The organism is Priestia sp. FSL R5-0597 (assembly GCF_038006305.1).
Classification (GTDB): Bacteria; Bacillota; Bacilli; order Bacillales; family Bacillaceae_H; genus Priestia; species Priestia zanthoxyli.
This window is the reverse complement of sequence record NZ_JBBOUZ010000001.1, coordinates 3,789,279-3,803,818: the sequence shown is the minus strand read 5'-3', so window position 1 is coordinate 3,803,818 and position 14,540 is coordinate 3,789,279. Positions and strand designations below refer to the sequence as shown.

The 14,540-nt window shown below is 40.8% G+C and carries 15 protein-coding genes; all 15 read left to right on the top strand.

Annotated elements, in window-relative coordinates; all coding sequences use genetic code 11:
• Window positions 1-25 precede the first annotated feature (25 nt).
• The 15 genes from MKX72_RS20060 (at window position 26) to MKX72_RS19990 (ending at window position 14,498) form a co-directional block, all read left to right on the top strand.
• A complete protein-coding gene (locus MKX72_RS20060) occupies window positions 26-268 on the top strand; it encodes a Rho termination factor N-terminal domain-containing protein (RefSeq protein WP_340760779.1) in 243 nt (80 codons plus the stop codon).
• An 8-nt stretch (window positions 269-276) separates the two neighbouring features.
• Entirely contained in the window at window positions 277-618 is a 342-nt protein-coding gene (locus MKX72_RS20055) for a hypothetical protein (protein ID WP_340760778.1), read from the top strand.
• Window positions 619-626: 8 nt separating this feature from the next.
• Complete coding sequence (locus MKX72_RS20050) at window positions 627-932, top strand: hypothetical protein (RefSeq protein ID WP_208756756.1); 306 nt, start codon at window positions 627-629, stop codon at window positions 930-932.
• On the top strand, window positions 925-1,425 hold the full coding sequence (locus MKX72_RS20045) for an HK97 gp10 family phage protein (protein ID WP_340760774.1): 501 nt from the start codon (window positions 925-927) through the stop codon (window positions 1,423-1,425). The genes MKX72_RS20050 and MKX72_RS20045 overlap by 8 nt, the downstream gene beginning before the upstream one ends.
• Entirely contained in the window at window positions 1,422-1,820 is a 399-nt protein-coding gene (locus MKX72_RS20040) for a minor capsid protein (RefSeq protein WP_340760772.1), read from the top strand. The genes MKX72_RS20045 and MKX72_RS20040 overlap by 4 nt, the downstream gene beginning before the upstream one ends.
• Entirely contained in the window at window positions 1,820-2,401 is a 582-nt protein-coding gene (locus MKX72_RS20035) for a hypothetical protein (protein ID WP_340760770.1), read from the top strand. The genes MKX72_RS20040 and MKX72_RS20035 overlap by 1 nt, the downstream gene beginning before the upstream one ends.
• A 103-nt stretch (window positions 2,402-2,504) precedes the next feature.
• Window positions 2,505-2,675 (top strand): hypothetical protein, encoded by a 171-nt coding sequence (locus MKX72_RS20030; protein WP_340760768.1) that lies wholly within the window; start codon window positions 2,505-2,507, stop codon window positions 2,673-2,675.
• 311 nt (window positions 2,676-2,986) lie between these two features.
• Window positions 2,987-3,484: a hypothetical protein gene (locus MKX72_RS20025; protein WP_340760766.1), complete on the top strand. Its 498-nt coding sequence runs from the start codon at window positions 2,987-2,989 to the stop codon at window positions 3,482-3,484.
• A 20-nt stretch (window positions 3,485-3,504) separates the two neighbouring features.
• Complete coding sequence (locus tag MKX72_RS20020) at window positions 3,505-3,825, top strand: hypothetical protein (RefSeq protein WP_340760765.1); 321 nt, start codon at window positions 3,505-3,507, stop codon at window positions 3,823-3,825.
• Window positions 3,826-3,840: 15 nt separating this feature from the next.
• Entirely contained in the window at window positions 3,841-8,229 is a 4,389-nt protein-coding gene (locus tag MKX72_RS20015) for a phage tail tape measure protein (protein ID WP_340760763.1), read from the top strand.
• 325 nt (window positions 8,230-8,554) lie between these two features.
• Complete coding sequence (locus tag MKX72_RS20010; protein ID WP_340760761.1) at window positions 8,555-9,106, top strand: hypothetical protein; 552 nt, start codon at window positions 8,555-8,557, stop codon at window positions 9,104-9,106.
• Window positions 9,103-9,933: a distal tail protein Dit gene (locus MKX72_RS20005; RefSeq protein ID WP_340760759.1), complete on the top strand. Its 831-nt coding sequence runs from the start codon at window positions 9,103-9,105 to the stop codon at window positions 9,931-9,933. Before MKX72_RS20010 ends, MKX72_RS20005 begins: the two co-directional genes overlap by 4 nt.
• A gap of 14 nt (window positions 9,934-9,947) precedes the next feature.
• Window positions 9,948-12,242, top strand: a complete 2,295-nt coding sequence (locus MKX72_RS20000) for a prophage endopeptidase tail family protein (RefSeq protein WP_340760757.1) — start codon at window positions 9,948-9,950, stop codon at window positions 12,240-12,242.
• Window positions 12,243-12,246: 4 nt separating this feature from the next.
• Window positions 12,247-12,522, top strand: coding sequence for a hypothetical protein (locus tag MKX72_RS19995; protein WP_340760755.1), 276 nt, complete (start codon window positions 12,247-12,249; stop codon window positions 12,520-12,522).
• 17 nt (window positions 12,523-12,539) lie between these two features.
• Window positions 12,540-14,498 (top strand): hypothetical protein, encoded by a 1,959-nt coding sequence (locus tag MKX72_RS19990; RefSeq protein WP_340760754.1) that lies wholly within the window; start codon window positions 12,540-12,542, stop codon window positions 14,496-14,498.
• Window positions 14,499-14,540: the final 42 nt, after the last annotated feature.

The window sequence follows — 14,540 nt, the reverse complement described above, 5'->3', positions numbered from 1 at the left end:
TCCTTTTCTATTAGGAGGGATAAAGATGCCAAAATACGTAGCGAATGAACTGTTAGCTCATAACGGTGCGCCTGTTGCAATTGGTGAGAAGTTGATTCTTACTGAGAAACAAGCTAAAAAACTTGGCAATAAGGTGTCTCTTGCTCCTGAAGCGGTGCTAGAAAAGAAAACAGTACCGGAGTTAAAGGAGTTAGCAAAAGAGAAGGAACTTGAAGGCTATTCCGATATGAAGAAAGATCAATTAGTTGAAAAGCTTGCTGAAGAGTAGGTGAAGATATGGATTTCGTATCTGTTGATGCCTATTTAAACAAGCTGCATGGTGCTGACCTCTACACACAATTAGCACAAGAGAATAAAGAACCGCTTGTGTTTACTGCTACGGAGCTTCTAACGGATGAATTCGGAGTGGATAAACTCACAGACCGGATTGTTTCTTTGCAAGTGCTGTACATGTTAGAGGGGGAACAACAAGGGTATGCGATGTTAAAACGTCAAGGGATTACGCAGTACGCTAATAAAGGGGTATCTGCTACCTTTAACGGATCTACATCGGATATCGCACCTTCGGTCTTAGGACTGATTAAAACAAGCGGTGCAAGAGTGGGGCGTTTAATATGAGACCGCTCATGAATCAAGAAGTAAAAGTCTACTCACCAACAGGGGAGAAAGACAAATATGGTAAACCCATTCTAAAACCTATCACCTCAAAAGCGCGTGTTCAATTCTCAACTAAAACGATTATGAGTAAAGAAGGGGTAGCGTATCAATCCATTTTGGATATTGACCTACCCGCTGAAACTCTTGTCTCATTTGGCACGAAGATTTCCTACACTCAAAACGGTGTAACTACGGAAGGTTCAGTCATCTTACTAGAAGATGTTCCGAACCTAGCGGGTACACTCATTGATTATTGGAATGTGAGCGTTGGCTAGACGAGACGGAATCGACATTCGGTTTGAAGGATTGGACAGACAAGCGGATATGATGGGGGATATGTACAAGAATTGGGTCAAAATCACAAAACCAAAAATGACGAAGTTCGGCCTACTTGTTGAAGAAAGAGCTAAAGCGCTCGCACCTCACGATGAAGGGGATTTAGAAGATTCCATTTCTGCTGATCCTGCGAAATTAGCGGGTAATGAAATCAGTGTGGAAATAGGTGCGAGTGCTGAACACGCTCTTATCCGTCACGAAGCTCCTTACAAAAAAGGAACCCGTGATAAATACGACAACGGCGCGAAATTCCCTCACTATTATGTAAATGGTCGAGGTCAACGTACGCGCACCAAGTCCAGTTTGCGCGGTTTCCAACCTGGCAGAAAGTATTTACAAAATGCCGTAACCATTTCGGAACCTGAATACAATGAAATGCAAAAACGTATTCAAGAACAATTGATCAACGGTAAAAGGGGTACGCAATCATGATTGAAGAATACCTCATGAAACAAGCCAAAGAGATTACGCCTGAGTTAGAGTGGACGGTCAACTACGTAACCGGTATGGAAGCGACAGGAACCGTATACGACACAGGCGGCTCAAATGGCGATATAAACAATGATGCAGAGATTCGATATCCTACGTATCAGTTTTGGATTCGATCTTCGAAAGAGGATTGGGACTTAGCGAAAAAGGTAGCGTATCGATTATATAAACAATTCCATAAAAAAAGCGTGGATGATGTTGTTCACGTTCCAGAACTCGATGCTTCGTATCGGGTCTTTTTTATGCAATTCATGAGTCAACCCATCCTCATTGGTGAAGTCGATGACGTGATGGTGTACTCACTCAATTTAGAAGTGACATTAAGGGAGGAATCATAATGGCAGAAGCAACAGAACGCGTAGACAAGATGTTTGGACAAGCCAACATTAAATTCACTCACATTAAATCAGGTAAAGTCCTGAATTTTAATGGTAAAGAGTACTTGCAAGCAGAAGGCGGCGAATACACGCTAACACCTAGCTACTATGATGAGCAATGGGCTGATTCAGCTGAAAACGTAGTAGAAAAATGGTTAACGGGTCAAGAAGGAGCGGTAAAGGTTGTTATCGGTCAATACTCTCCTAGCTTGATGCAAATGGCGTTAAACGCTGTACAAACTATCACAGATACAACAAGCGGTGATGTTGTCGGGTTTACTGACGCACCAATCGGCTCAAAAGCGAGCGATAACGCATACAAAGTAGAGGTTCATCCTCGTATCTTACCTGAATCAGATAAATCACAAGACATCACATTCTATCGTGTGATTGCTGACAGTGAATTTACACGCGCATTCGCAAATGAAATCAACCAAATTGAGATTAACTTCTCTATGATTCCACGCGAAGGTGCTGACTTCAGCAAAGGTGGTAACTACTACTTCACTGGCCCACAAGATCCAAATGCGGTGACGCCCTAATTTCGCCGTCGATGTAGGCGGCGCTGGCAACTACACAGTTGGCTAACGCATAATGTATGGCGCTCCTTTATCGGGGCGCTTTTTATTTTGAAGGAGGGATAACATGGCTGAAGTACCTTTAAATTACGCAGGTCCTGTACCAACTTCAGGACGCGATATCGATGATACTGCTAGTAAAGTTGTAACAGATACGGTTAATAGAGGGAGTTTCACAAAGATGGTTCCTTTATTATCAGTTGATAAAACGACAACCGGTGCTGGTACGTCGGTATAAGTTAAGTCATTCAAAACATTACGTGTTGAAGTATGGGGGACAGGAACGTATACAGTTCAGATTCAAGCTGTAGGTCCTAGCGGTACAGCTCGCACACTTCAAGCGTGGGATAATACAAATAATCAGTTTGCAAACGGCAAAAACATTACCGCAGCAGGGTTTTACGATATCGATGTTCAAGGTTATACGTCTGTCAAAGCAAATGTAACAGCTATTAGCGGCGGTAACGTGAACGCTTCAGGTTTATTAATGGCTTAACAAAAAACACGCGCACTCAAACGAGTGTGCTTTTTCTATTAGGAGGAAAAAAGATGGCAACTGAAATTAAATTAAAAGTAAAAGAAAAAGTAGACGGCGAGACAGTTACAAAAAGCGTGTCGTACGAAATTGAAAAGCTGAATTTCTTTAAATTCATCGATGTTACCAAATTGATTAACGAAATCATGGTCATTGCAAAAGATGATGAAGAGTTAATCAGTGTAGCCAAAACCATGTTCATTGGACAAGCTCCATCGGATGAAGAAAAAACAAAAGAAGAGCGGGACTTAGAATTTGCTGGTAAATTAACAAGCAGCTTCGAAACATTAGCGTATAAACTACCGGACAAAGCGTTTGAACTGTTAGCTATCCTTAGTGACATCGAAAAGCCTGTTCTTGGTAAACAAGACTTCTTCACGGTTATGGATGTATATGAAGCAGTTATTGCTGAAAACGACATCCAAAAACTTGTAGATCGTGTAAAAAAGTCTTCGGAACTAACGAAACAAGCGTTCAAGCTGAAAGCGTTAGTAACGAACGTGACACAGTAGGGATTACCACTGCTGAAGCGATGATATATAAACTTTCTCCTATCTTGGGTGGACGTTCAGAAGTCGCAAAACTTTCGTTAATGGAAGCGCTCGGTCATATGTGTTTACTGAAAGATGAAGAAGAAGTGAAAAGGGATGAGAAAGAAATTGAACGTTTCATTAATTTCCGTTCCATGCAATTCGCAAGACCTGTAGATGAGAAAGATGTTGATAAAAAACGAGCACTCCAAGAATTTGAAAGACAAATTACACCGCGTAAATTCAGAGGAAGCGCAGGGGCAGGCAAGAAAATCAGAACGCTTCAAGATTACAAGTGGGACTTTGAGAAAAAGGACGAATAGAGGGGAGGTACATAAATGGCTGGTGGATTTATACGTGAGGTACGAACAGTCTTTACAGCTCAAGCAGGAAACTTTCGTTCTGTCACACAAGGGATGCAACGGGATTTCCGAAACATCCAAACATCCGGAAGAAACACAGCGCAATCAACCGATAAAGACTTCGGTAAAATGCGAACGTCTTTGTTGGGGTTGCAAAAAGAGTTGCAGGGAACCGGACAGAAAACGCAGAGTCTAAACAAACTTCAAGCTGTTGCTCATGAAGTAGCGGCGGAAATGGACCGAACAGGAAAAGCAAGTGAAGCGTCTATGAATCGTTTGCGTGAAGCGATGAAGGCAGCGGGTAAGGATACCAAGAACTTTGAAAAGCTTGGCGTATCCGGTTTTATGGCGTTGCAAAATGACATCGTAAACGTAGAACGTGAAATGAACGGTTTAGGTAAAACAACAACTAACGTTTCTTCTCAGGCTTCTAAAGGGTTCGCGCAAATTCGTAAAGGGGCTATGCTGGTTACGGGTGCATTAGCAGGGATAGGCGCAGGATTAACAGGGGCATTTGTTTTTGCTGACCAATATCAAGCGGCGATGAATAAAATGCAGATGGCAACCGGCGCAACCGCGAAAGAAACGAAGCAGCTAGGTGATGCTGTTAAGAATGTATACGCAGCAAACTATGGTCAAGATATGCAAGATGTAGCGGATTCAATGACTGCGGTTAAACAGGCGACAGGTGCGACAGGCAAGGAGTTAGAAGATTTAACAAAGTACGCCATTAGTATGCGTGATACATTCGGTTTTGAAGTAGTCGAAAGTACAAGAGCAGCTAAACAAATGATGCAACAGTTCGGCGTAACGGGGAAAGAAGCTTATACATTGATTGCACAGGGCGCACAACAAGGAGCAAATCAGAATGACGATCTTCTTGATGTAATTGGGGAGTACTCGATCCAGTTCAAAAACCTCGGATACGATGCAGAAGGCTTTATGGATATCCTAATTTCAGGAAGTCAAAGTGGCGCATTCTCAATGGATAAATTGGGTGACAGTGTTAAGGAAAGTTTCTTGTTATTAGGACAAGGATCTGACCAAACAAAAGAAGCGTTAACGGCTATGGGTTTAGATGCAGATAAAGTCACTGGACAAATCGCGTCCGGTGGAGAAGATGCACAAAAAGCCTTTACCGCAGTTTCAGCAGCTATTGCCACAATCAAAGACCCTTTAAAACAAAATCAAGCAGCAGTCGCAGCGTTCGGTACACCTATTGAGGACTTAGGGCCACAGTTTGCTACATTCTTTGCGGATGTTGAGAAAAAGACGAACAAAAGCGCAGACACCCTTAAAAAGATGAATGACGTAAAGTTCAACACGGTTGGCGATGCTATCCGTGGTGTTGGTCGTGTCATTCTAGTTGAAATGCTAGACCCAATGCAGAAGAAAGTCTTGCCGTTCGTCAATAAAATGATTTCACAGTTTAAAACGAACCTACCACAAATCAAACAAGTTGCTTCTGACGCGTTTGGTGGTATGGCTAACTTCTTTGTGAAGATGCAGCCTACGATTAAAAATTTATGGTCAGCGCTCAAACCAATTGCAGAAGTGGTAGGTGTAGCGATTTACGGGGCATTTAAAGCAATGGAAGCGACATTACCGCCGATTACAGGCGCACTTTCCTTCTTAATCGCTAAATTCACAAACATGAAAGGGTTCGTCCCTATTATGTCAGGGATTTTAGCGGCGTTTGCCACATTTAAATTATACTTATTAGCTATGCGCGCACCAGCAATGGTTATCCAAACGATATCCGTATTAACAAGAGCGTGGGCGGTTGCCCAAATGCTTCTGAATACGGTGTTGTTAGCTAACCCTATTGGTCTTGTAATCGCAGGAATTGCCGGACTTGTGGCAGCCTTTGTTGTTGCTTATAAGCGGTCTGAAACATTCCGTAACGTTGTCAACAAAGCGTTAAATGGTGTGAAAGATGGAGCTTTATTTGTTCTAAATTGGCTCAAAACAAACTGGAAAACGATTCTCGTTGTCCTTACGGGTCCAATAGGAATGGCTGTTGCGTTAATTGTTAAACATTGGAGTTCGATAAAATCGGCTACAATTACAGCTTTTAATTCGGTACTTTCCTTCTTTAAACAATGGGGTCCATTATTACTCGCCGCCTTAGCCGGTCCGGTTGGGTTAGCGATTTACGCAGTGATCAAACATTGGGATACGATTAAAAATGCAACGATTACAGCATTTAACGCAGTCAAGAAAGTTATATCTGACACAATAAACGGAATCAAACTAATTACAGGAATTGTCATTAGTGCAATGGTTAATGATGTTAAAAATCAGTGGAATCAATTTAAAGCTATGACAATTGCTGTGTTTAATGCGGTGAAAAGTTTCTTAGTTTCCGTATTCAACGCAATCAAGTCAGCGGTTATCTCTATTGTGAATGCGTATGTAAACCAAGTGAAACAAAACTGGAACGCATTGAAATCTGCTACAATCGCAGTGTTTAATGCGGTGAAATCATTCCTTGTTTCAGTATGGAATACGATTAAAACAGCTGTTAACGCCGTAGTCAACGCTCTTGTGAACTATGTAAAAGGTCAATGGAACGCGCTGAAGAGTATAACAATATCTGTTTTCAATGCTGTGAAGGCTTTTATAACGAATACATGGAATAGCATTAAGAGTTTCTTCAATTCAGTTGTTAGTGCGATTGTTAACTATGTAAAAGGGCAGTGGAACGCATTAAAGAGTATGACAACCTCCATCTTCAATGCGTTGAAGTCATTCTTAACAAGTGTGTGGAATGCAATTAAAAACACCATCCAAAAAGCGGCTAATGATGTGTTTAACCGTGTGAAAGCAGTATGGAACAATATTAAGAACATCACGACTTCTGTTTTTAATGCGGTGAAAAATTTCTTAGTTAATACTTGGAATGCTATCAAAAACACCGTATCTAAACTTGCGAACAGCGCAAAAGACGGTGTAGTCAATGCTTGGAACACGTTGAAAAACCGCACGACTGAAATGTTCAATAACATTAAAACAAAAGTAACTTCCATCTTTGATGACATTGTAGGCGCGGCTAAGAAATTGCCGGGTCGTATTGGCGATGGAATTAAAGCAATGGCTGGCGGCGTGAAAAAAGGGGTTACATCTTTTGCAAATACCCTTGTAAAAGCGATGGGTAAAGGCTTAAATGGAACAATCACAGGTATAAACTGGGTGCTTGAAAAAGTGGGAGCGCCAAAAATCAAAGAGTGGAAAGTCCCTCAGTACGCAAAAGGTACAGGGAACGGAAAACACCCTGGTGGATTAGCTGTGCTTGGTGATGGTGGCGAACATGAGCTTTACCGTACACCGAAAGGGCAAGTTGGTTTATCTCCTAATACTGATACACTCATGAACTTACCTAAAGGCACAGAAGTGTTAAGTGGAAAACAAACGAAACAAGCGTTTTCTGCTGCTGGTGTTCCGATGTATAACAAGGGTTCGGGTGTTATTGGTGGCATCAAAAAAGGTGCTGGATGGGTAGCTGATAAAGGTCAAGAGGTATACGAACACGCTAAGGATAAAACAGTTGAAACAGCTGGTAAAGTCAAAGATTTAGCCCTTGATGTGTGGGATTACATGGATGACCCTGCAGCATTGATGAAAAAAGTATTCGGTAAATTCATTCCCGACTTACCTAACCTAGCTGGCGCAGCTGGTGACATGTTAAAAGGCGGTGTAAAAACCGTAAAAGACAAGTCAATCGATTTCATCAAGTCGAAGTTAGATGAGTATATGTCCTTTGATGATGGCGGCGGTGACGGTTCTACAGTCGGTCCAGGTAGCGGATATGGCGGTATGCATCCATATGTTGAAGCATGGTACAAAAAAGTAAAAGATAAGTTCGGACCTACGAAGTTTATGGGTGGGTACAACAACCGTAATGTGCGCGGTGGTTCTAGTAAGTCCATGCACGCATACGGACGAGCGTTTGACATTGGTGGATCTCATGAAACGATGTCTAAGATTGCGGAGTGGGCGCGTACACACATGAACAACCTTCAATATGCGATTTACAACAGACGTATTGCAGGGCCGGGTATGGGTAGCAAGTGGCGTAAATATACAGGGCAAAATCCTCATACGGATCACGTTCACTTAGACTTCATGACCGGTGGCGGTGGTGGCGGTAAATCAGGCCCTTCAGGTAAAGGTGCTGAAAGATGGCGTTCTTCTATCAAGAAGGCTGCGGCCCAAATGAAAGAATCGCTATCACCTTCTGAATTGAATGGTATTATCGCTCAGATACATCGAGAATCCAAAGGAGATCAAGGTATCATTCAGTCTCCAAAAGTGAGAGATATTAATACTCGCAACGGTAATCCCGCACGCGGATTTGTAAAATAGTCCGGTTTAAATTGGGTGAATTGCTGGAACATCCTAAAGCTATCTTGCTACAACGTAACTGGAAACGGTAAGCGTGAATGCTAGAAAAGTAGATAGATTGGACAATCAGCAGCCAAGCTCCTGTCTCGAAAGAGTGGAGAAGGTTCAACGACTACGCTTAACCTACGGCTAAACGCTATGGTGATGATGCGACAGCGCCCAACACTTTTATAAGTGATGATATAGTCTAAACCGTTTAAATATCTCGAAAGGGACGGTATAAATTGTATTACAATACATCCCGCAGACGTTCCGTGCTTACGCGTTAAAAGGACACAGCAACATTATGTCCGGTTACGATCAATTACTTGCCTTCTTCAACAATACGACTTGGAGGCGTGATTTGCCCTATGGCCGAAGAGGTTGGGGGCCGCGTGGTAATCGTAAGTACAAAAACGGAACAGGATTGCTTGGTCACTTAGGTGGCGATGCAATTATGGGTGATGGAAATAAACGCGAACCATTCCTAATGCCGAACGGCTTAATGGGATTGAGTCCTGCAATCTCCACTCTATTCAAAGACCTACCGAAAGGAACGGTTGTATGGAAGAGTGTTGAGGACTTCATGGGTCAACTCAACAACGGCGCTTCTTCTATCTTAGGAAGTAACATGCCTTCTGTTGATTTAAGTGGCATTTCGTCTGCTGGCGTAGGAAGTACAACAACGAATAACTACACATTAAAAGACATCCAAAACGCGCTGACAGTCGATGTGAACGTTCAAATGGGTGATGTCATTATGGATGGCCGTAAGGTGGCACAAGTAACATCGCCATATATCAAAAAAGATTTAGTCAATGACATCAAAAAAGATTCATATAAGAGGGGGATGAAATGATGAGAGTAGACCTATACGACAAGAACTTTAACTTAATCGACTTGGAGCAATACGATGTGATTACAACGAACTTCATCTTAGACTCCCCCTCTCCTAGTCATCAACGACAAGAAATTAGTGGGCAGCACGGAACTGTGACGCTAGGTTCTACGCTTGGCGCACGTTCTATGTCTGTTACGTTTCATATACGAGCGAGAGACGCATACGACTTTCCTCTTGTTCGAAATGAAGTGTTCAAGGTGCTGAATGGCCTTGAGTTTGTTTACATCGTGGACAAGCGCGAACCAGGTAAGCGGTGGAAAGTAAAGGTCGAATCCAATTACGATGTGGCTCCTATTGCAATGGTGTTTGCTCAGTTCGATATCTCATTTATGTCAGATTCACCTTTCGCTGAAAGTATTGGAACTACACAAGATCCCTTATCTTTTGATGCGGAGGTTTGGCAGGTTGGGCAGGGATTAATCGCAGAAGACCTTAGTTACTCTACTACAAATAAAGATTTTCAAATTTACAACGCGGGCGATGTGAAAATTGACCCGCGTTTTATTCATACACCTTTAACTATTGAAGTCACAGCTGCTCAAACATCAAGCAACATTACATTGAGTTTAACAAACAATACGACAGGCGAAACATGGAGCTATACAGGCGCGACAACTGCAGGGCAAATCATTCAGTTAAGGAATGTTGAAACGCTCTCAGGTGGAGCTTCTGTGGCGTTAAAAACGAATTATAAATTAATCACACTGGTTCCAGGATACAACAGTATTTCACGAAATAGCGGAATATCGAAAGTATCCTTCATACATCGCTTTTATTATGTTTGATTGGAGGTGGATATATGCCTGATATGTATGCATGGAGCTTAGATAAAACACAGAAAGAACATTTAGTTGGATATGATGACTTATTAAGGAAATGGAAGGTGAATAACCTAAACTCCATTTCCTTTTCTATTGAGCGAACCGAATTAAATAAACGAGCTTTTGATTTAATGGAAAAGAAATCGTGGATTGAATACGATGGAACCACTTACGTTATCGAAGATATGGATCGTTCTCCTTTTGGCGATACACGAACAGTAGATATAACAGCAGAACATGTTTTTTATGATGAATTCAGAAGTCGTTCCTATGTGTATACAGTTCTTTCAACAGCCAAACGCTCCTTGAATGCGTATATGAGCTTCATTATCCCTGATACCGGCTATAGCTTTTCGGTTATCGGCAGTTTCGATAGCAAAGAAATTGAAAACTTCGGCGCTAGTAATCCTCTTGATTTACTTAACGAGTTATTAAATAAGTTCGAAGCTGAATTTGAAGTAGTTGGCACAGATATCCGTTTGTATAACCGTATTGGCTCACAAACAGCCTATCCGTATCGGTATAAACATAATATATCTGACGTTACCGAAAACGGTTCAGCGCGTAATTTAAAGACGTATATACGAGGGTTCGGGAAGGAATATGAAGATCAAAACATCACACAAGGAATTTCGAAGAACCTTGAAGCGCAAACAGGAACGTGGGTGAATCAATCGGACTCCCCGTATGCGTATGCGACTACTGTAGGTTCAACATTCAAAATGTACTGGTATGGAACAGGTTTGAAATTCCGATACCTTCAAAGTCCTGATGGTGGCGTTTGGGAATTTAAGTTAGATGGTGATCAAACTGCAACATTAAGTACGTGGGGGGCAACATCAGAATTAAAATCATTAGATTTATTTATGGATGCTCCACAACAATCTCATACCATTGTTGCTACGTTTAAAGGGGATGACGAAAAACACAAACCAAGTACCGGTGCTGGCAAATCAAAAGGGTGGGTTCGTTTTTCAGATACAAACCAATACAAAACGTTTGATCCATACCGACTACGAACGAATGATGAAAAATATATGGCGGTTGCTGAATACACATCTCCTCTAGCAGCTAAGTACGGGATACGTATACAAGACCCTGTATTTGATGAGCGCTTCACTGATAACGCAGTCTTACTTGAATACTTAAAAGAAGGAATCAATGACAAATTAGAGATTAGTCAAGAAATGACATTCGTTGAGCTTCGAAAAGCTGGTTATCCATCACCTAAACCACGTATAGGTGATAGTGTGCCGTATATCGTAGAAGAGCTAGATATCATGATACCTGATGTACGTATTATGGAAATCGATGAATACCCTGAAGACTTCAAATCCTCCACCCTTGTATTAGGTAATAGTCGTGACGACTTCGGAGAAGCGGTATTTAATTCAGGTAAACAGCAGCTAGACGAGATATTTGATTCTCGTAAAAAGAAAATTAAAAACAACGTGTTAGAAGAAGCGGTGAAACTCGCAACCCAAGCGCTTACGAATTCACTTACTGAGTTAGAGTATCCGGCTGGAATGGGGATATTAGCACGAGATCCCAACGACTATAACCGTTTTGTTGTCTTGCGTAGTTCAGGTCTAGGTGTTACAACAAACGGAGGTGTAACGTTTGATAATGCCATTACAGCTGATGGAGTCGTAACCAACAAACTGACAGCCGGACAAATTTACACGGAGAACATTCAAATCATCGGCACGGAGAACTTGTTTTATTGGGATGGCGTAGAGTTAATTGCTATTAACCCTGATAACCAAAACAAATTCGTTCGGTTAAACTCAAGTGGTATTTACATGGCTCAGGGTTCCTCGACAATCGAACGTGGGGATGGGTTCAAACTTATTGATGATGGATATGCCAACTTTAGTTATGCGACTGACATGGCGATGCCTCCACCGATCAGTAATGGTGTATACCAAGAAGGTAGATGGTATAAAAACGCAAACACTGAAAAAGGCGATGTATTTTACTACAGTTTTGAACATGTTACCCGTTATCTTTACTTACAACTAGCTTTTCATGCTGAAGATGGTGGTGCTGGTTATATCACTGTCGAAGGAAGCGGGCCATTTATAGGAACAACATACGCTAGTTTCTATACAAACCATTCAATCGGAAATAAGTATGCAAATTCAGGGCGTGTATTTGTGGCTGATTTAGGTGTTCCGACAGGTGGGACAAGAAGTGTATACGTTCGAATTCGCTCAGATGTCGCAGATAAATTCGTTGCAGTACGTCACATTAGGGGTTATTTAAGGGGGTAATCATATGGTCACGTTTGCTGAAGCGAAACCGAATATATACGGTGACCAATATCAGTTATTCATCACGTGCGATGATGAAGGAAACATTACATCTGCTGAGTACGGGCAAATGATTGTTCGATTAGATCCGGCAGATTTTTTCTTTGTGGTCACAAAAGAAGAAGGGGATATCTTAAACGACAATATCAGTAAATACAAAATTCAAATCGATGGTTTTAGACCTTCGTTAGTGTTGAAAGAAGAAACACCTACGGAAACACCTACAGAACCAACCAATTAATAAAGTGAGGTGGAAATATGAAATTATCATTTGAACGAGTCACCAACGCACTTTTTGGGGATTTTCGAAACAAAGTAAATCAATTGATGAGTGATGTAGAAGATAATTTCAAAGAGACTACATCAAACACCTATAAAGCACAAACAGATGCAACAAAAGCGATTAATGATTCTGGATCTGCGGTTCAAAAAGTAAATAACATCCAAAAACAAGTTGATGCACTTGTTGTTGGTTCTAATACCTCTCCTGCTGAGACAGTTCAAGCGCGAGTTGATGAAGGAGGCAATAGTTTCAATACTTTGAAAGAACACCTAGATGATAAAGGTAATAAAATTAAGACGTTGCAGGAATCTCAAAATACAACAAAAAAAGCTATTGGTTACAATCTAGAAGACTTCCCTCGTATTATCTTAGAGAACAATGATAATGGTAGGTTTAAAAGAGCTATAGACTCATTGGGTGATGGTGACAAATTAGTTATACCGAATGGGAGTTATACAGCCCATAGTATTAGTGTGTTAAACAAAAAAAATAACTTAATAGTAGGTGTAGGAATAGTAAAAGTTGAACAACCTGTCGAAACAACTAATTCAAGAACTTCGCTCCGCTATACTTTCAATATAGATAGTTGTACTAATGTTATATTTGAAAACATTCGAGTTAAAGGACAACATTTCCATGCGAATGGTGGAGACAACTTCAAACAACTTGGTTTCTATCTAAAAAACTGTATAGATACTGTAGTGCAAAACTGTTATGTAGAAGAAATTCACACAGCCTATAGGACTGAAGGTTGTAAAAATGCCAGGATTCTAGATAGTAATGCTAATAAAACTTATACTGGTTTTTTTATTGGTGGCAATTCTCAGTATTCTAAAGTAACAAATTGTGCATCATACGATGCCCATTATTATCCTGATGGAGATGACAAAGCGGTAGGGTACGGTTTCTTAAATGACACAGCTCAATATACTATTTTTAAGGACTGTGAAAGCTATCGTGGTGGAAGCGAATGTTTCAGAACACAAGGATCGGCAGAAGTTTTCACAGATTTTATAAATTGTAAAAGTTATCAATCAAGAAGATACGGATTCACATTTAGGTTAGCCGGTAAATATGCGAACTTTGAAAACTGTACCGCATATGACACTGGTGATCCGAATTATTGGAATGGAGCTTCAGGAAGTTTTACTTATCCATACCAGGGAACGCATTATGGTTTTTTGTTAGAGGGAACTGGTGGAGAATGTACCTCTTATAATTGTAAAGTTCTTGGAACTCTAGATGCTACAGTTTTGCTAAACGCTTTATATATCGCTAGTCCTAACACAAAGATTACAAATGCCAAAACGCGTGTAGGTGTTAGTGAAGCCGTAATAATGGTTAGACCAGAAGCAGTTGGATCTATTATTTCTGATAGCGAGTTCACCTTAAATAATACAGCTAATGCATATAACATTTATTCCTCAGCAAATGGTGTTAAAATTCAGTCTGTTAAAGCTTACGGAGGAAGAACTGGTTTTTTAGTCGGTGGCGCCAGAGTTAAGATGTTTAATAACGAATCACTATATGCTGGAAAGTATGCTTTCTTAGTTAGCTCTGCAAATTCAATTTTAGATGGTAATATCTCTTACAATTGCGGTCAATTATTAGAGGCAAATAGCTATGCTTTTTATATGCAGGGACCCAATATGGTATTAGGAACGAATACAGTCACGGATGACCAAACAACCCCAACTATTGCAAAAGCTTTGCGAATTGATAGTACATGTTTAAATTTCTTCAACGGGCAATTTCTTGAAACTCATACGAATTTAGGTGTTTCAAAAGGAATAGCAAGCACAAATGATATGAAAACTATTTATGGTAAAGCAGGAACACAAACCGATAGCACTGCAACAGACGTCGCAACTTTGAAAAATGATTTCAACTCTCTGTTGCAGAATCTAAAAAACAAAGGATTAATGAATAGTTGAAAAATCCTTGATAATAAAATCTTTATTTTGAAAAATATACCT

What these genes read in the sequence shown, in the direction of transcription:
- MKX72_RS20060 (WP_340760779.1), top strand. Translation starts at nt 26, where the DNA reads ATGCCAAAATACGTAGCGAATGAACTGTTAGCTCATAACGGTGCGCCT.
- MKX72_RS20055 (WP_340760778.1), top strand. Translation starts at nt 277, where the DNA reads ATGGATTTCGTATCTGTTGATGCCTATTTAAACAAGCTGCATGGTGCT.
- MKX72_RS20050 (WP_208756756.1), top strand. Translation starts at nt 627, where the DNA reads ATGAATCAAGAAGTAAAAGTCTACTCACCAACAGGGGAGAAAGACAAA.
- MKX72_RS20040 (WP_340760772.1), top strand. Translation starts at nt 1,422, where the DNA reads ATGATTGAAGAATACCTCATGAAACAAGCCAAAGAGATTACGCCTGAG.
- MKX72_RS20035 (WP_340760770.1), top strand. Translation starts at nt 1,820, where the DNA reads ATGGCAGAAGCAACAGAACGCGTAGACAAGATGTTTGGACAAGCCAAC.
- MKX72_RS20030 (WP_340760768.1), top strand. Translation starts at nt 2,505, where the DNA reads ATGGCTGAAGTACCTTTAAATTACGCAGGTCCTGTACCAACTTCAGGA.
- MKX72_RS20025 (WP_340760766.1), top strand. Translation starts at nt 2,987, where the DNA reads ATGGCAACTGAAATTAAATTAAAAGTAAAAGAAAAAGTAGACGGCGAG.
- MKX72_RS20020 (WP_340760765.1), top strand. Translation starts at nt 3,505, where the DNA reads ATGATATATAAACTTTCTCCTATCTTGGGTGGACGTTCAGAAGTCGCA.
- MKX72_RS20015 (WP_340760763.1), top strand. Translation starts at nt 3,841, where the DNA reads ATGGCTGGTGGATTTATACGTGAGGTACGAACAGTCTTTACAGCTCAA.
- MKX72_RS20010 (WP_340760761.1), top strand. Translation starts at nt 8,555, where the DNA reads ATGTCCGGTTACGATCAATTACTTGCCTTCTTCAACAATACGACTTGG.
- MKX72_RS20005 (WP_340760759.1), top strand. Translation starts at nt 9,103, where the DNA reads ATGATGAGAGTAGACCTATACGACAAGAACTTTAACTTAATCGACTTG.
- MKX72_RS20000 (WP_340760757.1), top strand. Translation starts at nt 9,948, where the DNA reads ATGCCTGATATGTATGCATGGAGCTTAGATAAAACACAGAAAGAACAT.
- MKX72_RS19995 (WP_340760755.1), top strand. Translation starts at nt 12,247, where the DNA reads ATGGTCACGTTTGCTGAAGCGAAACCGAATATATACGGTGACCAATAT.
- MKX72_RS19990 (WP_340760754.1), top strand. Translation starts at nt 12,540, where the DNA reads ATGAAATTATCATTTGAACGAGTCACCAACGCACTTTTTGGGGATTTT.